This window comes from Flavobacteriales bacterium (assembly GCA_025210295.1).
In the GTDB taxonomy this organism is placed as follows: Bacteria; Bacteroidota; Bacteroidia; order Flavobacteriales_D; family Parvicellaceae; genus S010-51.
This window is the reverse complement of record JAOASC010000044.1, coordinates 25,512-46,665: the sequence shown is the minus strand read 5'-3', so window position 1 is coordinate 46,665 and position 21,154 is coordinate 25,512. Positions and strand designations below refer to the sequence as shown.

25 protein-coding genes are annotated in these 21,154 nt (G+C 33.9%); 15 read left to right on the top strand and 10 right to left on the bottom strand.

Annotation, left to right across the window (positions count from 1 at the left end):
* The first annotated feature begins 31 nt into the window (after positions 1 to 31).
* A complete protein-coding gene (locus tag N4A35_13155) occupies positions 32 to 1,315 on the top strand; it encodes a hypothetical protein (GenBank protein MCT4582355.1) in 1,284 nt (427 codons plus the stop codon).
* Here the strand turns inward: N4A35_13155 and N4A35_13150 are convergent.
* On the bottom strand, positions 1,305 to 2,252 hold the full coding sequence (locus N4A35_13150) for a glycosyltransferase family 2 protein (GenBank protein ID MCT4582354.1): 948 nt from the start codon (positions 2,250 to 2,252) through the stop codon (positions 1,305 to 1,307). The genes N4A35_13155 and N4A35_13150 overlap by 11 nt on opposite strands.
* A 52-nt stretch (positions 2,253 to 2,304) precedes the next feature.
* Here N4A35_13150 and N4A35_13145 point away from each other — a divergent pair, with 52 nt between their 5' ends.
* Entirely contained in the window at positions 2,305 to 3,063 is a 759-nt protein-coding gene (locus tag N4A35_13145) for a glycosyltransferase family 2 protein (GenBank protein ID MCT4582353.1), read from the top strand.
* Positions 3,064 to 3,088: 25 nt separating this feature from the next.
* Positions 3,089 to 3,595, top strand: coding sequence for a YkgJ family cysteine cluster protein (locus tag N4A35_13140; protein MCT4582352.1), 507 nt, complete (start codon positions 3,089 to 3,091; stop codon positions 3,593 to 3,595).
* Positions 3,596 to 3,604: 9 nt separating this feature from the next.
* On the opposite strand, the gene N4A35_13135 is transcribed toward N4A35_13140, so the two are convergent.
* Positions 3,605 to 4,501 carry a DMT family transporter gene (locus N4A35_13135; GenBank protein ID MCT4582351.1) on the bottom strand — a complete coding sequence of 299 codons (897 nt, stop codon included), beginning with the start codon at positions 4,499 to 4,501 and terminating at the stop codon, positions 3,605 to 3,607.
* Positions 4,502 to 4,618: 117 nt separating this feature from the next.
* Here N4A35_13135 and N4A35_13130 point away from each other — a divergent pair, with 117 nt between their 5' ends.
* Positions 4,619 to 5,059: a cation transporter gene (locus N4A35_13130; protein MCT4582350.1), complete on the top strand. Its 441-nt coding sequence runs from the start codon at positions 4,619 to 4,621 to the stop codon at positions 5,057 to 5,059.
* A gap of 91 nt (positions 5,060 to 5,150) precedes the next feature.
* A complete protein-coding gene (locus N4A35_13125; protein MCT4582349.1) occupies positions 5,151 to 5,621 on the top strand; it encodes a DNA starvation/stationary phase protection protein in 471 nt (156 codons plus the stop codon).
* A 61-nt stretch (positions 5,622 to 5,682) separates the two neighbouring features.
* Here the strand turns inward: N4A35_13125 and pdxA are convergent, their stop codons facing one another.
* From pdxA to N4A35_13110, 3 genes are all read right to left on the bottom strand, one after another.
* Positions 5,683 to 6,753, bottom strand: coding sequence for a 4-hydroxythreonine-4-phosphate dehydrogenase PdxA (gene pdxA, locus N4A35_13120; GenBank protein MCT4582348.1), 1,071 nt, complete (start codon positions 6,751 to 6,753; stop codon positions 5,683 to 5,685).
* Positions 6,754 to 6,755: 2 nt separating this feature from the next.
* The gene (locus tag N4A35_13115) at positions 6,756 to 8,177 is read right to left on the bottom strand and encodes a leucyl aminopeptidase (protein ID MCT4582347.1); all 1,422 of its coding nucleotides are present in this window, start codon (positions 8,175 to 8,177) and stop codon (positions 6,756 to 6,758) included.
* 109 nt (positions 8,178 to 8,286) lie between these two features.
* The gene (locus N4A35_13110; protein ID MCT4582346.1) at positions 8,287 to 9,537 is read right to left on the bottom strand and encodes a M28 family metallopeptidase; all 1,251 of its coding nucleotides are present in this window, start codon (positions 9,535 to 9,537) and stop codon (positions 8,287 to 8,289) included.
* A 72-nt stretch (positions 9,538 to 9,609) separates the two neighbouring features.
* Here N4A35_13110 and N4A35_13105 point away from each other — a divergent pair, with 72 nt between their 5' ends.
* Genes N4A35_13105 through N4A35_13085 form a run of 5 tightly spaced genes read left to right on the top strand, consistent with a single transcriptional unit; the run spans position 9,610 to position 11,769 of the window.
* Positions 9,610 to 10,083 (top strand): nuclear transport factor 2 family protein, encoded by a 474-nt coding sequence (locus tag N4A35_13105; GenBank protein ID MCT4582345.1) that lies wholly within the window; start codon positions 9,610 to 9,612, stop codon positions 10,081 to 10,083.
* Positions 10,073 to 10,582 carry an acyl-CoA thioesterase gene (locus N4A35_13100; GenBank protein MCT4582344.1) on the top strand — a complete coding sequence of 170 codons (510 nt, stop codon included), beginning with the start codon at positions 10,073 to 10,075 and terminating at the stop codon, positions 10,580 to 10,582. Before N4A35_13105 ends, N4A35_13100 begins: the two co-directional genes overlap by 11 nt.
* Positions 10,569 to 10,904, top strand: a complete 336-nt coding sequence (locus N4A35_13095; GenBank protein MCT4582343.1) for a hypothetical protein — start codon at positions 10,569 to 10,571, stop codon at positions 10,902 to 10,904. Before N4A35_13100 ends, N4A35_13095 begins: the two co-directional genes overlap by 14 nt.
* Positions 10,905 to 10,914: 10 nt before the next feature.
* Positions 10,915 to 11,343 (top strand): DUF2141 domain-containing protein, encoded by a 429-nt coding sequence (locus tag N4A35_13090; protein MCT4582342.1) that lies wholly within the window; start codon positions 10,915 to 10,917, stop codon positions 11,341 to 11,343.
* Complete coding sequence (locus N4A35_13085) at positions 11,344 to 11,769, top strand: DUF2141 domain-containing protein (protein ID MCT4582341.1); 426 nt, start codon at positions 11,344 to 11,346, stop codon at positions 11,767 to 11,769. It begins immediately after the preceding gene.
* An 88-nt stretch (positions 11,770 to 11,857) separates the two neighbouring features.
* On the opposite strand, the gene N4A35_13080 is transcribed toward N4A35_13085, so the two are convergent.
* From N4A35_13080 to N4A35_13070, 3 genes are all read right to left on the bottom strand, one after another.
* Entirely contained in the window at positions 11,858 to 12,901 is a 1,044-nt protein-coding gene (locus N4A35_13080) for a hypothetical protein (protein ID MCT4582340.1), read from the bottom strand.
* 5 nt (positions 12,902 to 12,906) lie between these two features.
* Positions 12,907 to 14,736, bottom strand: coding sequence for a TonB-dependent receptor (locus N4A35_13075; GenBank protein MCT4582339.1), 1,830 nt, complete (start codon positions 14,734 to 14,736; stop codon positions 12,907 to 12,909).
* A 114-nt stretch (positions 14,737 to 14,850) separates the two neighbouring features.
* Entirely contained in the window at positions 14,851 to 15,033 is a 183-nt protein-coding gene (locus N4A35_13070) for a hypothetical protein (protein MCT4582338.1), read from the bottom strand.
* 187 nt (positions 15,034 to 15,220) lie between these two features.
* On the opposite strand from N4A35_13070, the gene N4A35_13065 reads away from it, so the two are divergent.
* From N4A35_13065 to N4A35_13055, 3 genes are all read left to right on the top strand, one after another.
* A complete protein-coding gene (locus N4A35_13065) occupies positions 15,221 to 15,529 on the top strand; it encodes a rhodanese-like domain-containing protein (protein ID MCT4582337.1) in 309 nt (102 codons plus the stop codon).
* A gap of 157 nt (positions 15,530 to 15,686) precedes the next feature.
* Positions 15,687 to 16,337, top strand: coding sequence for a response regulator transcription factor (locus N4A35_13060; protein ID MCT4582336.1), 651 nt, complete (start codon positions 15,687 to 15,689; stop codon positions 16,335 to 16,337).
* Positions 16,338 to 16,377: 40 nt separating this feature from the next.
* A complete protein-coding gene (locus tag N4A35_13055) occupies positions 16,378 to 16,653 on the top strand; it encodes a hypothetical protein (GenBank protein MCT4582335.1) in 276 nt (91 codons plus the stop codon).
* Between the two features lie 57 nt (positions 16,654 to 16,710).
* On the opposite strand, the gene N4A35_13050 is transcribed toward N4A35_13055, so the two are convergent.
* Both N4A35_13050 and N4A35_13045 read right to left on the bottom strand, forming a co-directional pair.
* Positions 16,711 to 17,349 (bottom strand): inorganic pyrophosphatase, encoded by a 639-nt coding sequence (locus tag N4A35_13050; GenBank protein MCT4582334.1) that lies wholly within the window; start codon positions 17,347 to 17,349, stop codon positions 16,711 to 16,713.
* 131 nt (positions 17,350 to 17,480) lie between these two features.
* Positions 17,481 to 17,828 carry a gliding motility-associated C-terminal domain-containing protein gene (locus tag N4A35_13045; protein ID MCT4582333.1) on the bottom strand — a complete coding sequence of 116 codons (348 nt, stop codon included), beginning with the start codon at positions 17,826 to 17,828 and terminating at the stop codon, positions 17,481 to 17,483.
* Between the two features lie 187 nt (positions 17,829 to 18,015).
* Here N4A35_13045 and N4A35_13040 point away from each other — a divergent pair, with 187 nt between their 5' ends.
* Together N4A35_13040 and N4A35_13035 are read left to right on the top strand one after the other, a co-directional pair.
* On the top strand, positions 18,016 to 19,107 hold the full coding sequence (locus tag N4A35_13040; GenBank protein MCT4582332.1) for a MoxR family ATPase: 1,092 nt from the start codon (positions 18,016 to 18,018) through the stop codon (positions 19,105 to 19,107).
* Between the two features lie 115 nt (positions 19,108 to 19,222).
* Positions 19,223 to 21,124, top strand: a complete 1,902-nt coding sequence (locus N4A35_13035; protein ID MCT4582331.1) for a T9SS type A sorting domain-containing protein — start codon at positions 19,223 to 19,225, stop codon at positions 21,122 to 21,124.
* The last annotated feature ends 30 nt before the right edge of the window (positions 21,125 to 21,154 follow it).

The window sequence follows — 21,154 nt, the reverse complement described above, 5'->3', positions numbered from 1 at the left end:
CTAAAACAGCTAAATTGCTTCTTCTACTATCGTGAACTATAAATTATTATATATAGCACTGTTACTTGGTCTCTATAAGACTAATGCCCAAAACCATGCATTAGTCTTAAAAGATAACCCTTATGTTGTCCTCAATGGAGGTACTGCTGGAACACCTGTATATGTTGTTGTGAACCAAACTAATGCTAATGGTATTATCACACAAGGTTCTGGAGGAAACATCATTTCAGAAGATGAATACAACTATGTAAAGTGGAACATAGGCACAAGTACAGGTGCTTTTACCGTACCTTTTACGACTGGTGTTGGAGGTACAGAACAAAAGATTCCTTTAACGGTTCAAACAACTGCTGCTGGTGTTGGCTCTGGAGATATACTTTTTTCCACTTATGAAACTGATGATGACAACTTACCATGGGCTTCAGGTGTAACACATTTTCAATCCTCTTCTGGAAATCTAGACAATAAAAACTGGGTTGTAGATCGTTTTTGGATTATTGATGCTGAAAATTACACTACTAAACCAGCTGTACAGCTCTCTTTTGGTTTTAATGATGATGCTACTGAAACAGGAGCTCCTAATTTATTAAACATTACCAATTTAGGAGCACAACGATTTAACACTTCCAACAATCATTGGGAGGGAAGTCATAGTGGTTCTGCTGGAATCTGGGGAACAGTAACTGGTACAGCAGGAAATAGAAGTGTAACAGGAGTAAACATTGCAGCTTCTGAATTTTATAGAGCATGGACTTTGACTGACTATGATCATCCACTTCCTCTATCATTAAATTATTTTGACGGAAACTGTGACAATTCTTCTATTCATTTATCTTGGGAGCTTAGTACTACTGAAAATTCAACATTTATAGTTCAGAAGAGTTTAGACGGAAGCAACTTTACGACTATAGGTACAGCCAATGCACTAAACAACGAAAGCACGTTTAACTTTGTTGACCGCAACCCATATATTAACCAAAGTTATTATCGCTTAATTGTTGAAGGAGAGACGAATGATTTACATTCTGAAATCATCGCTGTGGAGAACTGTGAGGAGAACTCCAATACTTATGTGTTTTCACCTATTAACAATAACAATATCTTTATTGAAATAACAGCTGAGACACCAAACTCAACGTACCAATTTTTGTTGGTTGATTTAAGTGGTAAAATCATCAAACAACAAGAGTTATTTAATGAATCTAAAGGAGCTCATCAATACGTTCTTGATGCTTCTGGGCTAGCTAGTGGATTATACAATGCGGTTTTAATAGATAAAAACGGCGTAAAATCTACTACAAAAATCACTTTATAATTTTATAATTTTTAAAACCTCCTATTGGTTTTCCACTACGAAAGGTATTTTCTAGCCAAGACAAAAAGACATACTTTGGCTTTTCGTGTTTTAATATTGGACGCTTAGTATTTCGTTTCCCCGTATACTGCAACTGGTCTTTCCAATTAAACTTCTCCATCCAATCTTTCATTGTTGCTGGATGAGTCCCTTTAAAAAGTGTTAATTTATTTAAGGGACCATAATCGTATAAATCAGGAACTGAATGTGCTTCTTTGGCTGCTTCACCATGATAAGATGTAGCACTTACCTTTCTTTTTTTCGTCATTAAAATAGGAGGTCGAACATATCCATAATGATAAACATATACGTCCAATTCTTTTACTTGCAGCTTTTCAGTTCCCTCCTTTCGTTGGTAATCTTCAAAACCACCATTCCAAGTCTCAAATTTTCTAAAGCTTTGGGCATCTTTCCAAGAATGAATTTCCGGTAAATTTCTTACTATTCGGATTTCTCGATTATACCACACATGCGACAAGTGGTAATGTTTATAATCTCCCCAGAAATGAAGATATTTGAATAAAAACCCTTCAACTTTTGTATTGTTCAACTCTCGCTTGCAGGCCTCTTGAATTGTTTTTAAATCTTTTTCGTGAATCGCCTCATCGCATTGTAAATAAAAAAGCCAATCACCAGTACAATGTTCCTTAGCGATATCTGTTTGATGGGCAAACTCTGTATTTTTTGGATAAGCTTTGGTATCCCAAACTGTTCTTACTATTTTAATTTTTGGAGAATCTATTGAGTTTATTAACGCTTCAGTTTGATCATCTTCATCGCAATCCCCTAAGGCAATAACAAACTCATCACATATTGGTAAAATTGACAAAATAGATTCTTTAGTGGGAATATATAATTTATCCCCATTCTTAATAAAAGTAAAACCGCTAATCTTCATAAATAAATTCTTACTGTAAAAGTAATAAAAAACATATCTTTGCTGGCAAACTATGCAAAAAGTAACTGCTATAATACCGACTTTTAATGAAGCACACAATATCGAAGCTGCGATACAATCTGTAGAGTGGGCTGATGAAATTATCGTTGTTGATTCATACAGCACAGATAATACGGTAGAAATAGCACAAGAGAAAGGAGCAAGAATACTTCAACGCGAATATGAGCATTCTGCTTCTCAAAAAAACTGGACGATTCCTCAAGCTCAGCATGAATGGATTTTCTTACTGGATGCAGATGAGCGTGTTGATGAAAAGCTTAAAGGTGAAATACAAGGCATCTTGAAACAAACTTCAAATCCTCACGCAGCATTTTGGATCAAACGCAGAAACTTTTTTATGGGGTCTGAAATAAAATATTCTGGCTGGCAAGGGGATAAAGTTATTCGACTTTTTAAACGTGATAATTGTCGTTATGAAGACAAAAGCGTTCATGCTGAAATTATATGTGAGGGAACTGTGGGTTCGCTAAAAAACAAACTCGTTCACTATACTTTTAAGGATATTTTTCACTATTTAGAAAAATGGGATCGGTATACGACTATGAGTGGTACTGATAGGGCAAATAGAGGAGAAAAGCCTACATTATTTCATTTTTTGGTAAAGCCTGCTTTTCGATTTTTTCAGGACTACTTTTTAAAATTAGGAATCTTAGACGGTCTTACAGGTTTTATTCTTTGCACTTTATCGAGTATGTCTGTCTTTATGCGCTATCTCAAAGTTAGACAGTTTAATCAAGATGCTAATAAATAGTTGAAAGTAAAACTAACCTTTCCCTATGTCTAAAAGTAAACCATTAAGCAAAAAGGCGATTAATAACCGTAACAATAAACTCCTCCGACAATTAAAACAAAAAAAGGATGGAGAGCTAGATCGTATCATCAATACAGCAGATGAAAAAGCATTCAAAGTTGTTAATTGTCTTGACTGTGCCAACTGTTGCAAAACAACAGGACCACTTTTTACAAGCAAAGATATTAGTCGAATATCCAAACATTTCAGAATGAAGCCTGGTCAATTTGTCGATGAGTACCTTAGAATTGATGAAGATGACGATTATGTGCTAAAGCAAGTTCCTTGTGCTTTTTTAGGGAGTGATAATTATTGTTCTATTTATGATGTACGACCTAAAGCTTGTGCTGATTACCCCTTAACAGGTATGCGTTCTCAAAAAAAGATGTTACCATTATTGCTTAAAAATGCAGAGGCATGCCCTGCTGTTGAGCATATAGTCGACGAACTCATGAAGAATGTACTTACTCATCCTAAGGAAAAGAAATATTAAATCCAATGGTTACTTTCCTCTATTGATAATCAAAACCCCTGCTATTAATACTCCCATTCCAAGTAACTGAAGTAAGGATATTGACTCGCCAATGATCCACCCAATAATAATCGCTACAATCGGAATAAAATAGGTGACTGAAGAGGCAAAAATAGGTGAACTTATTTTAATCAATTTGTTAAAGAGTAAAACTGCTGTAGCCGTTCCTACTATTGCCAGAATCAGGATTGCTCCTACCCCAGGTAATATATTCTCTTGAGTTTGTATTCGAGTGGTAAAATCAGAACTTATCAAATAACCTATGGCAAATGGCGAAATCATAAAAAATGACAAGGCTGTTATCGCCGTTGATTTTACGTTCACCAGCTTATATTTAATAACATTTAAACTAGTAGCATAGCACATCGTGGCTAAAATTAGCGCAAAAAATGGCAACAACATTCCAGTTGTTATCTTAACTCCAATCAATTTTTCTTGTACAATCAAAAATGTTCCCAATACAGCGACTGCAATTCCTATCAAATGAATCTTTTTAATTTTAAAACTAAAAAAAACAGCGCCAATAATAATAGTAAATAAAGGAACTAAGGAGTTTAACATCCCTGTAATTGAGCTATTCAGTGTCGTTTCAGCATAAGCAAAAAGAAAAGCGGGCAGACCATTTCCACACACACCTGCTATCATCAGAAAAATAAAATTATCTTTACTGAGGTATTTAAAACTTCTGAGAAGAATTGGAACCAGAGCCAAAAAAGCAAAAGTAACCCTTAGCGCTCCTAATTGATCCGCAGGCAAACGTACCGCACCAGCACTATCAAACAGTCCCATCTTGATAAGTACAAAAGAACTTCCCCATACACAAGAAAGTAAAATCAACAACAACCAAGATTTAAGCGTTTCAGACATTTATTTTTTTTTGAGGGGCAAATGTAGTCACTATCTTTTTAAGAATTGTTAAAAAGCAATAGTTAAAAGTTGCTTTTAACTATTTTCATTAATTTTGTATTCACAATATTTACCATTATGATCAGAATAGTTACTTTACTCGCCCTTACAATTACTTTTTTTGTGTTTAATGCTTGTTCAAGTAACACAACCCCTAAAGCTCCTAAAAATTGGATTGCCAACTTTGAAATCGATGGTATGGTATGTGAACATGGATGTAAAGGTGTTATTGAAAAAGAGATGAGTAAAACAAATGGCATCACTTCATTCGACATCGACTTTGAAAATGAAACTGCCGAAGTATTTTTTGACCAAAATATCATTACAACTCAAGCGATTATTTCCAAAGTAGAAACGATTAATGACGGTATTTACAAAATGAAATTAATTCATGAACGTGAACAAATCAATGCTAAAGAAAAACTTCCATCTACGCAAAATGATCCAGTAAGTGTGGCTCACTATCATTATCAACTTCCCAACATTACAGCTTTCATTTTACAATGGATTAGGATATAAATTATTCTTATACTGGTATAAAAACTATCAATTTGATTTATACCAATAAACTAATGATCTTTGTGGTAACAAAATAAAAAAACAACGAATCATGAAGAATTTAATTGGAATCAATAAAGAAGCAGCAGAAAAACTTAGTCAAAAACTCAACTTATTACTTGCTGATTACCAGCTCTTTTATCAAAACCTAAGAGGCTTACATTGGAATATTAAAGGGCGTGAGTTTTTTGAACTTCACTTAAAATTTGAGGAATTTTATAACGATGCTGTTCTTAAAGTAGATGAAATAGCTGAACGAATTTTAACCTTAGAAGGAGAGCCTTTACATACATTTGAAGACTACCTTAATCAATCCGATATTAAAGCTGAAAAAGGAATTACAAATGGTATAGAGGGAATCAAAATCATTGTGAGTAACTTCTCTACTATCATTTTAAAAGAACGTGAGATTTTAAGTATGGCAAGCGACGCTGAAGATGAGGGGACTGCAAGTTTAATGAGTGACTACATCTCTGAATCAGAAAAGACACTGTGGATGCTTTCTTCTTACCTAAAAGGTTAAAACTTTGTACCTAATTAGAATAGAATTAATAAAAAAGGCTTGAAAAAACTCAAGCCTTTTTTTATTTCTTATGATATTCTTTTTTATGTTCTTTTATTGGCAAAGGGTTGGCTGTTATTTGCTTATAGTGTTGTCTATTTCTAAAAATATCTACAGCTGTAAATAAGGCATTTCTAAACGAGGCCTCTGAAGCCTTTCCTTTTCCAACAATATCAAACGCTGTTCCATGGTCGGGCGATGTTCTTACAATAGGCAAGCCTGCTGTAAAATTGACTCCATTCCCTCTAGACAAAGCTTTAAAAGGAACTAATCCTTGATCGTGATACATGGCAAGAACTGCATCAAATTTATAATAATTTTCTGATCCAAAAATACCATCAGCAGCATAAGGGCCGTAAGCCATTATTCCTTCTTCATTTAAATCTTCAAGAGCAGGGATAATTACTTCTTCCTCTTCGTCTCCTAACAACCCATCGTCTCCAGCATGAGGATTTAACCCTAAAACTGCGATTCTAGGCTCTTCTATTCCAAAATCTTTTTTCAAAGAAGCGACCATCAACCTGACCTTATCAGCAATCAACTCTTTGGTTAGCACCTCAGACACCTCCTTTAAAGGAATATGATTCGTTGCAACTCCTATCCTTAACCCTTCATCAATCATAAACATGAGTGATTCATCAGCATTAGCATATTGTGTTAAATATTCTGTATGCCCAGGAAAATTAAACTGTTCACTTTGAATATTATGCTTATTAATTGGAGCGGTAACCAATACATCAATCTTTCCTCCAGCCAAATCTTCTGTAGCAGCTTTTAAAGACTTCAGCGCATAAATCCCTCCGTCTTCTGTTGATTCTCCCATTGTTATCTTTACCTCATCTTGCCATACATTAATTAAGTTTGCTTTATTAGGTTTAGCCTTTTCAGCACTCTCTGTTTTTACAAAGTTAAACTGATTGAATCCCAAAGTTTTTTTATAGTAAGATGTTAAACGAGCAGCACCATAGACGATAACAGTAATATCTTCTAAGACTCGATTATCTTTAAGTGTTTTCATGATCACTTCCATTCCAACACCATTGATATCACCTACTGATATTCCTACTCTAATATTTTCTTTCTTATTACTCATACTTATTTTGTGTAATTCTTAATAAACTCAAAGAACAAACGTACACCACTCGCTGTTGCTCCTTTAGAGGTATACCCCTTAGTTGCCTTACTCCAAGCTGTTGGGGCAATATCCACATGAACCCATGGATAATCAGTAAAATTCTCAAGAAATTTACCCGCAGTAATTGTTCCTGCTAATGGCCCTCCAATATTCTTTAAATCAGCAATATCTGATTTTAAATACTCTCCATATTCTTCAAAAAACGGGAATTCAACCACTCTTTCATAAGTATCAACTCCAGCTGTTTTCAATGCGCTCATTACCGATTCATCAGCAGTTCCCATTATTGCAGATGCTTCTGGCCCTAAAGCTGCAACAGCTGCTCCAGTAAGTGTTGCTGCATCGATTACCAACTCTGGTTCATATTTTTTAGCATAACTCAAGGCATCAGCCATGACCATACGTCCCTCTGCATCTGTATTTAACACTTCAACAGTTAACCCGTTATACATATTAATTACATCTCCTGGCGCATAAGCATTTCCACTTGGGCGGTTATCTGTAGCAGGAATTAATCCCACTACATGAACAGGAATTTTAGCTTTAGCAACGGCATATATCGCTCCAGCCATTGCAGCTGCTCCTCCCATATCTGATTTCATAAAATCCATAGAGTTTGCTGTTGGCTTAAGACTCAAACCTCCCGTATCGTAAACGATTCCTTTCCCAACCAAAACGATAGGCTTAACATTTCTAGCATTTTCTGGTTTCCATTCCATAATGGTGAATGTAGCAGGATCTAAGCTCCCTTGATTTACAGCTAGTAAACCTCCCATCTTTAGTGTTTCTATTTTCAACTGATCTAACACCTCAACTTTAACTCCAACAGGAGTTGTTTTCTCCACTATTTGATTGGCAAGCTCCGTTGCCGTTAAAAAGGATAAAGGCTCATTGACAAGGTCTTTTGCCCATGAGTTTGCTTCTATTCCAGCAACTAATTCTAAGACCTTTTGCGCTCCAATTGAATCTGAAATCAGACTAATTGCTGCCAGGGCATTTTGTTTTTTATCAGCATCTTTAAAATATTTTAAAAACTGATAATTTGCTAAAGCCATTCCTTCAGCCATAGCCAATGAACTGGCTTCATTTCCAAAAACATGAACATTTGCTACTTTAGCTCCGTTGAGCTCACTCAAAATTTTAGCTCCAGCTTTTCTTACTTTTTCTACGTTTTGATAGGTATTTTCTTTGGCAACTTTTACCACTACTATTCGCTCATCATATTGATTAACAATAGCGTAATCAAAGTTCTCTTTCAATTTTCCTGTGATATAGTCTAACTCCTTTGACGAGCAAGTATTAGCAGGTAAATCTTCTATTTTTTCTACGAGATATATTGAACTAGCGTTCTCTAGCTTTTCATTTAATTTAATTTCTGTCATGACTATAGTAATTTTAGAGGTCTAAAGTTACTAAATATATTCTAGGAGGCTTATAATTATCACATCTTTTCAATAATCACAGAAAATGCCATTAATTTATGCGGACGGGTTACAGCTTTTTTATAAAAGCTATTAGCAACTCACTATAATCGTTAAATTCAGTTAATGGCAATGTTTCTGATTTATCATACACATCATGATAAGCTTTAATTCCTCCATTGGTGTAGATAAAAAAGGCTGGAACTCCTTTTTGAGTAAAGAAATAATGGTCAGAATTTGCAGCAGGGCCTCTTAACTTCACTTTTTCCATATAATTATTTTTTAAATTGATTTTTCCTAGTTTTTTAAACTCCTTTTTATGAAGGGTTGCGTTAACCACTGTTACCCCTTCCTCTCCTGTTCCTGCTAAATCTAAGTTCACTAGAAACTTAATTTCATCCAAAGGGAATAGTGGGTGTTCTGTATAATGTTTAGAACCTAAAATTCCTGCTTCTTCAGCTGCGAATGACATAAAAACAATGTTGTATTTAGGTTGATGTGTTGAATAATATTGAGCTAGATAAAGAAACATTGCCGTTCCACTAGCATTATCATTAGCTCCTGGAAAATAAGTCTTTTGCCCCATCATTCCTAAATGATCGAAATGGGAAGTGATTACAATATTTTTCTTTTTACACTTCCCCTCAATATACCCTATAACATTTGCTACTTCATAGTTTTCTTCCAACTTATTTTCAATATTAAACGCTACTTTTTCTATCGACTTAGAAATGTTCTTTCTCAATACGGCAACAATAGCATTGGAAGCTTCTTGACGACCTACAGACCATGTAAACTTTTCTTCTTCTATTGTGATTACAGGCCCTAATGTAGAAAGGTAATATTTTAACTCATTGAATAATGCTAAAGTATCTTTGTTACTTATTCCTTTTTTATCCATTATAAAAGCCGTCGTACCGTTCATTCGCATGGATTTTAGGTCTTCTATCACCTTTGGAAAGTTGGCACTGTCGATCCAAAATGGAACATACTCCCCATGACAACTTCCAGAAATTGGAGAAACAACAAACTCCTTACCTGTTTCTAAAGCTTTTCCATCAATAGTCATTTCTACCACTGTTGGAAATGTGTTCACTGTTAAATTAAAAGGTTGTTTATAGGTGTTATGGTATGGTTTTAAACCATACTCTTTAAATTTTTCAACGACAAAATCAGCCGCAATTTCACTTCCATCATTCACATATCCTCGGCCATAAAACTCTGGAGAGGCTAAGGTTTTCACAATATCTTTCCCATATTCCTGAGGAGTTTGTGAATAGAAAATAAATGGAGTAATTAGGAATAGTATTAAAAATCTCATTTTGAAGTTATTTTAAAACAAACAGGATATTTGTTTATATTCGTAAACATAAACCAAAGGTAATTAACTCTTATGGACAATAAAGCACTTTTGACAAAATTTTATACTGCTTTTCAAGCAAAAGACGCTAAAACAATGGCCGAATGTTATCATAAGGATATTGTTTTTGAAGATCCAGCTTTTGGCATCTTACAGGGCGAACGTGCAGGTGCAATGTGGGAAATGCTATGTATATCTGGTAAAGATCTAAAAATGGAGTTCTCAGGAATTGATGCCAATGAACAAACGGGAAAAGCACATTGGGAAGCTTGGTACACGTTTTCGGCAACAGGTAAAAAAGTGCACAACATCATAGACGCAGAGTTTGAATTTAAAGATGGTAAAATCATTAAACATACCGATCATTTTAGTTTTAAAAAATGGTCCAAACAAGCTTTTGGTCTGGTGGGTTCTTTAGTTGGCGGAACTACTTTTTTTCAAAATCAATTTAACAAACAAGCCAATTCATTATTAGACAAACACATTACTAAACAAAATGGAAAATAAATCAAACATATTACAATCTACCTATCAAGTTCGTTTTCAGGATTCAGATCCTTTTAGACACCTTAATAATGCAAGGTATTTGGATTATTTTGTAAACGCTAGGGAAGATCAATTTGAAGCTAATTTTGGAATTAAAACGGGGGAATTAGCATTTAAAGAAAACTTAGGATGGGTTGTTACGAGTAATATGATTAGCTATTTGGTTCCAGCCAATGTCAATGAAGATATCTTAATTGAGTCTCAGGTTTTAGATTTTGGAAATAAACATCTTTTTATCGAAATGAAAATGTGGGATTTAGAAAAGACCCATTTGAAAGCTTTAAACTGGGTAAACTTGGTGCACTTTGATATCAAAACAGGAAAGCCCAAGAATCACAACGAAGAGTTTATGGATATTTTTAGTTCTATTCATACACCAATTGAAAACAGCCAAGACTTCAACCTAAGGACAGCCTATTTTTCTAAGATGAATAAAGAAAGGAGAAATGTCACTGCTTAATACTTATGCTAATAAATCAAATGCAGAATTGGTTGAAATTCTAGAACGTGGAGAAGACTACACCAATGATGCTAAACAAGCTTCTAAGACAATTTTAGAATTTCGAGAAGTAGGTAAAAATGAAGCAAAAACACATGCTTCAACTTTTTGGAAAAACTACCTAAAGGACAATATTAAGCAACACCTTCTCGTTAAAGACCAACCAACAAGTTATTTCTTAGAAGACAAAGAAATGGTCCAGCTCTTTAGAGTTGCATTTAAAGAATGGAAAGAAAAACAAAAATTTTTTGAAATTGATACAACCAAGTATTGGTTCGTTTAGTTTATTAGACATGAAAAAACATTTAGTATTAACATTTTTCCTAATGGGAATGCTGTTTTCTATGTATGCCCAAACATTAACTATAGAATTTACAAACATTAGGAATAATAAAGGCCAACTTTTATTAGGGATTTACACTAATCAAACTGATTACGTTAATGAAAAAGCAGTAAAAAAACTCACGGTTTACAAAACAAAAGTTCAAAATGGAAAAATATCCACCAAAGTTGAGGGACTATCACCAGGAACTTATGGTATTGCTTTGCTAGATGACGAAGATTTTGATCGTGAGATGACTTATGGCTTAATACTTCCTAAAGAAGGTTTTGCATTTTCTGATTACTACCATACAGGAATGAGTAAACCTAAATTTTATGATTTTGACTTTGACCTTGGAAAAGATGATAAAACTGTCGTCATGAAATTGAGGTATTTATAAATGAAAGTTCTTAATCTTATAATAGCAGTTGTCTTAACATCTTTTTGTTGTTTATCGCAAACGGTCAACATAAAAGTTACAGACATAAAAAACAACAAAGGACAACTTTTGATTGGTGTATATACAAACGAAAAGAATTACCAAGCTAAGCAACCTATTATATGGAAAGCAGTACCCAAAACAACTGTTAAAGATGGAGTTTTAACTACGAGTATCCCCAACCTTACCCCCAACATTTATGGTCTTGCTCTGATGGATGATGAAGATAAAAATTGGAAAATGAATTTTATATTCTTTATCCCCACTGAAGGCTTTGCCTTTTCTAACTACTACCACAAAGGCGTCACGGAACCTGCTTTTGATGACTTTAAGTTTTACCTTTCTCAGGAAGATAAAACGATTATCATGAAAATGCGATACATTTAAAAAAGTGAAAACCGTTATTCCCTTATCCATTTAAATAACTCATGAGCACTTTAACTTGAATAAGTTTAGCCATTTTATGAGTTTCCCATTAGTTTTCTAAAAATGTAAAATCTTGTGGGATAATCCCAGTATTAAAATGATCAATTAGCTCTAACGTTGGTGAATAACGATATACTGTTCCTGCTTGAACATAATCTTTTGCATCCGATAAATAGATTTCGTTATTATATGGATTCACTCCCAATCCATAATAAACGATATTCCCTGCATTCAACACAGGTGTCTGATTCATGGTATTGGACGAGATGGACTGCTGATAAATTGCACTATTCAAATAAATTAACTGTGTTCCACTAGTATCTATCTGTAAGTTGTTAGGAGATTCGGTTATGGAGCTAAAAAACAACTCTTTCATTACAGTATTAGTCGCTGTATTAATTTGAACTAATGACGGGATCGCTTCATTCACTCCTCCACTGCATAACACCCAAAGATTATCAAAAGTATCCAACACTAAACTATTGGGTTCTCGTCCAACAGTTATCGAATCTATGATAGCATCTGTTGTAACGTCAATTAATAAAACTTGGTTGGAGCCCTTTTGTGTTACGTAGGCCGTTTGATCTAGTAAAACCAACTGCTCTGTCCATGCTGAAACAGGAATAGATTCAGTAACTTGAAAAGTAGTCGGGTTAACGATCGTTATTGCATTAGCATACAAATCAGACACATACGCTTTTGATGGAGAAACACCTAAAAAATAACGTGGGCTTGTAAGTCCTGTAATGGTTCCTTTTGATAAAAAATTAGTCGTATCTACAACTTCTATTTTATTTGAATTATTGACCACCACAAATAAATCTCCATTAAACAATGTTGACGACTGAAAAACATCTCCCAATGGAAGACTATTTTGCGTGCTAAACACCTGATTGACGTTGACTTTCGTTTCTGCATTATAGACAGACATTGAAGCATTTCCCCAGCCAAAGTTACCTTCACAGCCGATCACAACCTTACTACCAGCTTCTTTATGATAAGCTGTTCCGTCTATACGTTGTGGGCCAACCTCTTTTTTTCGGCATGCCCCAAGTAATAGCCCAATAATTAACAATATCGATAACGTTCTCATCTCTTTTATTTTTTAAAGTTTACCTTAATTGTTAAAGTATAATACCTACCAGGCATAGGTCTATTTGCAATAATCTGATACTCTTCATCAAATAAATTAACAACACTAGTGATTATTTCCAATCTATTTTTAGCTTTTTTACCAGCAGCTTTCCAACCTAAACCTAAAGTGGCGGGAGCAAAATAAGGCATATACACCTGATTTCCAGCATCAATAAATGCTACTCCTGTGTAGGATTGTTGATAGGTCAAATAGAAAGTCTTATATGCTAAGTTCATGCTAATATTTGCTGAATTTTGAGGAACATAAATCAGTTGTTTTCCTATTGACAAATCATTTTCAATGTTTGTCTTTTTATTTTTTGAAAAAACTAAATTATAGCCTCCATGTATATCAAGAGTTACCCCTTTTAGCTTTATTTTTTTTACGCCATTCAATTCTACGCCGTATGATTCAACTTCCTTAATATTCTGAGGTTTCCAATACCCCTCATGGGATGGCAACCATTGAATCCAATTTTGAATCAAGGAATAATAACCTGTTAGTCCTAAACTAAATTCTTTCGTCTTGTATGTATATCCCAAATCAGTCATCTTCCCTTCTTCTGGTTGCAAATCAGGATTTCCTCCTGGGCTCCAAAACAAATCATTTAGTGTTGGAGCCCGAAAGTTTTGTGCAGCAGAGAAAAGCACTTGATGTTGTTTCTTTATATACCATTTTAAAGATAACGCAGGTACAATGGGTGATACAACTGATGAAATCAACTCTTTTCTAAGCGAGAAGGTATAGGAAAGGTTATACTTAAGGTTTTGATAATACTCTAGGAATAGGGCATTTCTCAACTGTTCCTTTTCTCCATCAAACCCAGAAGAGTTCGCTATCACCCTTTCTGTATTTAATGACGCCCTCAACTGAATTGAATCATTCACATAATATTTACCTTTATAATAAGCTTTATAAGCATTAATTTGAACTTTGGAGTCGATAGCACTCATGGTATCTATATAATTCAAAAAATCATAAAAATATCCAAAAGCCACTTGTTGAAAATACTTGTCTTTATTATAGCTCCATTCTAATGCTGTTTTAAGCACGTCATCCTTTTGACGTTCACCTCTTGTCTTTACTCCCATCACTGGTGGGAGCAACCGCTGAGACATTGTTAGGTTAGTTTTTAAGTTTAACCGATGATGATTGGAAGCATGATAATAAAAATTTTGAGCCAGCTCTAATTGGTCATAATTAGCATTCGTTTGGCGAATAACCTGAGGTTCTTTTTGTAAAAAGTCTCGATATTGAAAATTATTGTCTGCATGCTTTTTTACAAGTCCAGTAAAAGACTGCCATTTCTTGTTTCCTACCTTTAACTTCAGAGTAGTATTATCTATTCCAAAACTTCCCAACTCTTTGGTTACATCAAGGTTTATTCTTTTATCAAATGTTGTTTGATTAGACAATTGAATTGCGCCACCTAACCCACCACTAGTATTAACAATACTACTCGCCCCAAGATGAACAGCTGCAACATCAATTAAAGAAGTTGATGCAATAGCCAAATCACTTTGGCCTAGTGTTGGGGAATTAATTGAAAAGCCATTCCATATTATTTGTGTTTGACTTGCACTTCCTCCTCTAATTGAAACTGTAGACAAGCTACCTTGCCCATAGGACTTGATATAAATTGGTGTATTTTCGGAGAGCACAGCTCCCAAATTATTGGCCCCAGATAATTTTAAAGGAATCGACTTATAAGTCTGAGAAGGGGTATTAATCTTATTTGCTTCAACCTCAACTTCAGGCAATGTATCTTGCTGCCCAAAGCTTATTTTTACCATTGTAAAAATCATCAAAAACAAATAGGAACTTTTCATCAAATACAAAAATAAAAAAGCAATATAGAATTAGACTATATTGCTCTTCAAAATTTAACTAATAAATTGTTTGTTTTTTCAAACCGCTTCAAATGCATCTACAATAATATCATTGTACATGGCAAAAGAAGCTAAGCACCAAACATAAAATTTAGATAAGTCTTCTTTCTTTATATATCGAATTGACTTTTTCAATTCTTTCTGAAACAAATACTTATCAAAACTTACGCCTTTAAGTACTTTCTTACTTAATCCTAACATAATTTTACCTTGTTTTTGTTGTTTCGTTGTAATAAATCTATGAATAAAACTTGAAAAAACAAAATTTAGTATTTCAGACCTTGTTAAGAAAAGTTAAACCCTAAAAAAGCTGTTCATTGTAACTATTGTTACTGTGTGTCCTTTATGGTAATAATACATTTGTGGCATCAATTTAAATCAACGATAAATGGGGTTATTAGAAATATTAGGATTAAAATCTAAAGTAAATTTTAAAGAAATTTATGAGAACGGTGCTATGATAATAGACGTTAGAACTACAGGAGAGTACAAACAAGGGCACTATAAAGGTTCTCAAAATATACCTTTAGATCAAATCTCTAAAAAAGTTAATGACATCAAAAAGAAAAACAAAGCAGTAATAGCAGTTTGTAGAAGTGGAGCAAGAAGTGGACAAGCGACTTCGATACTTAAACAAAACGGTATTGATGCTTATAACGGTGGTCCTTGGACTAGCTTAAACTCAAAATTGAGTTAAGCTATTTTTTTCAATATAGTAGTGTTTTATTTTTGTAAAAACCGAGCTTTTTGAGCTCGGTTTTTTCTTTTTATGGTAGTGCTAAATCAAACTAGCTATATGACGTATATTAATTCCTGTAAAAAATAATTAGTTTTGGAGGATAGATGCATTGAGTATGAAAATAAAAATAGCAGTAGCAGAAGATAATAGTTTTTTATTTGAGTCTATAAAGGATAAGCTATCATTATTCTCCGACTTTACATTAAAGTATAGAGGAGAACATGGAAAAGATTTATTAGAGAAACTCCAAGAAAACCATCATATTGATGTTATCTTAATGGACATACAAATGCCCATCATGGATGGCATTGAAACCACTCAACTCATCAAAAATAAATACCCACAAATCAAAGTGATTATGCTCACTATTTTTGATAGTGACGCTTATATTTTTAAAGCAATTCAAGCAGGTGCTGATGGTTACTTACTAAAAGAGACTACCCCTGACCTCTTATACAAAGGCATTATTGACGTTCTAGAAGGAGGAGCTGCCATGACGCCATCGATAGCCCTTAGAACCTTACATTTATTACGATCACCAGAAGCGTTAAAGAATAAAGGTGAAATGCAAGATTTTTCTCTTACTAAAAGAGAAACTGAAATTTTAGAGCAACTTTCTAAAGGGTTAAATTATCATCAAATTGCAGACAATCTTATTATAAGTCCTGCTACAGTTAGAAAACACATAGAAAATTGCTATAAAAAACTTCAAGTACACAATAAAATGGAAGCTGTGCAAAAGGGAATAAAGCATAATTTAATTTAAAATGATACTTTTGTTTTGAATTTTTTACTCAACTGTTTTTATGAAAAAGCTACTTATTATTCCATTTGTGATCTTCACATTAGGTTCATGCGCTTCACTTGCTAAAGCTGCGGCTAAATATTGGACCAAAAAACAAATTAAAGAATTTGTCAATAATTGTGAAGAAAAATCCAGTCGACTAATTGGAGCAGATAAAGCACAGCAGTATTGTGATTGCGCTGTAGATGTTGTTGCTGAGAAATATCACAATTATGAAGATGTACAAAAAGCTTCAATTATTGAAGTTTTAAAAATAGCCAAAGACTGTAAAGATTAAAAACAAAAAGAGCCACTCTATTTGAATGGCTCTTTTTATTACTTTTTTTATTAAAGTTTATTGAGCAATTTGTTCCTCAACAATTCCAAAATGCTTTTTGTAATCGTTGTAACTTCTTTTAATCACTTCAATTGCTTCTTCTTTTCCGTAGGTATGTGTAATTTCTACTTCTACTTTCTTTCCGTCTCCAGGCACATTTTTATAGGTTAAAAAATAGTGCTTTAAACGTTGAACTAAAGCTTCTGGGCATTTCGAAATATCATCCCACTCACCATAAACTTTATCTCCTTTTAGAATGGCAACAATCTTATCATCAGCTTCTCCTCCATCAATCATTCTAAACCCTCCTATTGGAATAGCAGGAACTAAAATATTCCCATGTGTAATATCTCTCTCAGAAAGCACACAGATATCTAAAGGATCTGCATCTCCCACAATACCATCTCTTCCTGTTTTCTCCATACAAAACTCAGCAACCTCTTCGGCACAATAAGTTTGTGGAACAAAACCATATAAAGCTGGCATAATGTTCGAAAATTTCTGTGGTCTATCCACCATGATGTATCCCGATTCTTTATCTACTTCATATTTAACAGTATCACTTGGTGTCATTTCTATAAATGACATTATTTCGTTTGGAGCATTTTCTCCTATATTTATTCCATGCCATGGATGCGATTGAAAACGCAATGACAATTTCCCTAAAAGTTCTTTTATCGACTCGTTCATCTCTATTGATTTAATTATCTAAAAAAAGCTCTTTTCCAAAAAAAGAGCGGACAAATGTAATGGTTTTTTTTGAGACCTCGAAAAATGCTGTAAAATGATTATCTTTTTAAGCTAACTACTCCTGTTTTTATAATTTCTTCTTCGGCATAGGAATAAGCTTTCACCACATAGTAGTATGTACCTTCTGGTACAGCCACTCCTGCAGGAAAAGTATATCCATCCCAATAGCCTTTTACTCCCCACCATTGGTAGATCACTTCTCCCCATCGGTTATAGATGTATCCAGTTACCTTTTCAATTCCAACATAAGTTGGCCTAAAAACATCATTTATTCCATCATTGTTAGGAGTAAAAACATTAGGCATCTCAACACTTGCTGAGTCTTGAGCAACACTACAAAAAGTTAAGCTCACAATGAATAATATAACTGCACTAAGTTTTTTCATGTTATTGGGTAAACATACTTTATACCCTCAAAATAGGATGGCATAAAAAAGATTCCTCCAATTTAACAAATGTAAGTGTTTTATTTTAAAATTAAATTTTTATTTTTTTGATGTTCTTATGTTGATAAGTAATTGTGTATATTTATCCAACTAAAGTATAATATAAGACCAATTATTCTGGATTAAAATGGAAGAAAACAACCCAACTCAACCTGAAAACAATGCACAACAGCCACAAGAAGAGCAAGCTCAAACAGCTAAAGCTCCAATTACCGAACAACCTATTGCGGCTGCAAGTCAAGAATATTCTACTTCTTTCAGTGGCTCTAGAATTGATTTGTCGTTAATCAATGAAAAAATAACTAAAGCTAGGAATGAAATTTCTAACTACTTAGTAGGGCAACACGAAATGGTTGATTTACTATTAATTGGTCTATTTAGTGGCGGTCATATTTTATTGGAGGGAGTTCCTGGAATAGCTAAAACGCTCACAGCTAAAGTTCTTGCTCAAACACTTTCTGTTGATTTTTCAAGAATTCAGTTCACCCCTGACATGATGCCTTCTGATATTATAGGGACATCAATCTTCAACATGAAAACAAGTGAATTTTCGTTTAAGAAAGGTCCTATTTTCACCAACATTGCATTAATTGATGAGATCAACAGGGCTCCTGCAAAAACCCAAGCGGCTTTATTTGAGGTTATGGAAGAGCGCCAGATTACTTACGATGGTGTTACCCATAAATTGGATTTCCCATTCTTAGTAATAGCAACACAAAACCCTGTTGAACAAGAGGGTACTTATCGTTTACCAGAGGCTCAGTTGGACCGTTTCTTATTTAAGATCAACTTAAATTACCCATCCTTAGATGAAGAAAAAGATATCCTTACCAGATACAAAAGCGGTATCTCTGTTGATTTTGATAAAATTGCCAATGTTTTTTCTAAAGCAGACCTTAAAACCATACAAGAAACCATTTCACAGGTAAGAGTGGAAGATTCTATTATTAAATACATTGCAGAAATTACCCATAACACACGTAATCACGGAAAATTATATTTAGGAGCATCTCCAAGAGCTTCACTTTCTATGCTAAAAGCATCCAAAACAATGGCTGCAATGCGTGGAAGAGATTTTGTAATTCCTGATGATGTTCAATATGTCGCTTATCACGTCATCAACCATAGAATTATTTTAACTCCTGAAGCTGAAATGGAAGGAATGACAGAAGCCAATATTATTCAAGAAATTATCAAAGCAGTTGAAGTTCCTAGGTAAACATTTAGTACACTTATTTTAAAACACGATAAATCAATTGAATCAAAATTTAATCTATAATTTGTAAATTATGGACTAAATTTTGCTAATATTGGTCTATTAAAAACTGTGTTTTATGAAGTTGATTTATCTCTTTTTATTAGCATTAAGCTTTTACCACATTAGTATTGCCCAAACAATTGTTACAAGCTACCCTGATTCTATAGAGGCTTCTATCAATCAGAATTATACGCCTGGGGTATTTTATGTTCCCAAAACTCAAGAAGCTCAAGCTGACTTTTTAAACAATGGCATTCATCAAAATGCTATTCGTACACATATTATTGAGAGTGCGATTAACAATTCTAGTGACATTAATCAAAGCTTAGCATATTTGGATAATGTTAGCACTATTATTCAATCTTTAGCTGCTAAGACTGATAAACTTATTTTTATTTTCGAAAAAATGCCCGCTTGGCTAAGTAGCTCAAATGACGGATCTCCTGCTACAACTCCTGGATGGTATGTATTAAATACTAAACCACCATCTAGCTATACTCAATGGAACAGCGCAATTACAGCCATTACCTCTAAATTAGTAAATGACTATGGCATTACCAATGCTTATTTTGAAATTTGGAACGAACCAGACTTAGGTTCTTGGACTGGAACTGAAGCTGAGTTTTTTGAATTATTTAGTAATACTTATGCTGCAATAAAAGCAGTGAATAACAATATTCCAGTAGGCGGACCTGCTACCAACTATTGGGGCAATCATATTTATACTCAACCTCCTTATGGATATTTAACTCATACTATTGCTAACACTTCTTTAATTGGAGCTTTAATTGACTCTTCTGTTTTATGGAACAAACCCCTTGATTTTATTTCTTGGCATAATTTTAACCATACCTATCAGACTTATCAGAATGCTGTAGACTATATCAACTACAAATACACGAGTCATTCTCAAAATACACCTGAACTTATCGTTAGTGAATGGAACGCACCTTCTGTTAGTCGCGACACGCCTATTCAAAAATCTTATTTTATTAAAAACTTAATTGCTATTGCAAACACTAGGATCGACAACAATCTTGTTGCTGCATGGCAAGATTTTAGTCAATCTTCCAATGAATTTCACAACGATTATGGCTTAGTAAGCTATGGCGCAATACACAAACCCGCATACAATAGTTTATTATTGGCTAACCAATTAAAAGGTCAAACCATCAAACATACAACTAGTGCTCCTTTAGATGTGATACAATCCCTCTCAAATGACACGCTAAACATCTTGATCGGGAACTATATTCCTCCTGCATTTGCTGAAGCCTTTAACTATACCTTATATGAAGGCAATTTTAATGCTAGCGAGTTAGATGCTCAAGGATTCATTAATATCTCTGCAAATGACTTATCCCACCTAGACTCTATTTATAAAGGACTAATTACTATTCCCAGCTCAACCCCTATCAACATAGCTATAAACAATGCTATTCCTATCTACGAACATTATGATAGTCTACAAACAATAGCCAGAACAATCCAATTATCTATTAATGGATACAGCAACAATTATTCTGGACATTATTTTCTAATTGATAACAACCATAACAACAATCAATTCACTTACGATTCATTGATTAATGCTGGAGTTAGTCAAAACAATGCCATACAACAACTTACTACTAATCAAGCATTAAACAGTATCGCAACATTGCTACCTAATGGTTCTTTAAATTTTACTTTGGAACCTAATGCTGTTATCTTATTTCAATTTAAAATCCCTGAACTCTCTGGATTAAATCAACAACTAAAGCAATCAAAATCTATTGCTTACCCTAATCCAACAAATGGGTTACTGAAGATTGAGGGAATTCACCCCAACGAAACCATCAAGATCTTAAATATACAAGGCCAAATGCTTCAAAATTACTCCAACACCAATACACTTGATTTTTCTAATTATCCAAAAGGGACTTATCTAATACACCTGGAGCAATCTAAGCAAACAATTAAGGTGATTAAAGAATGATTTCTTTTTAGTCAAAAACCAATAGTTTAA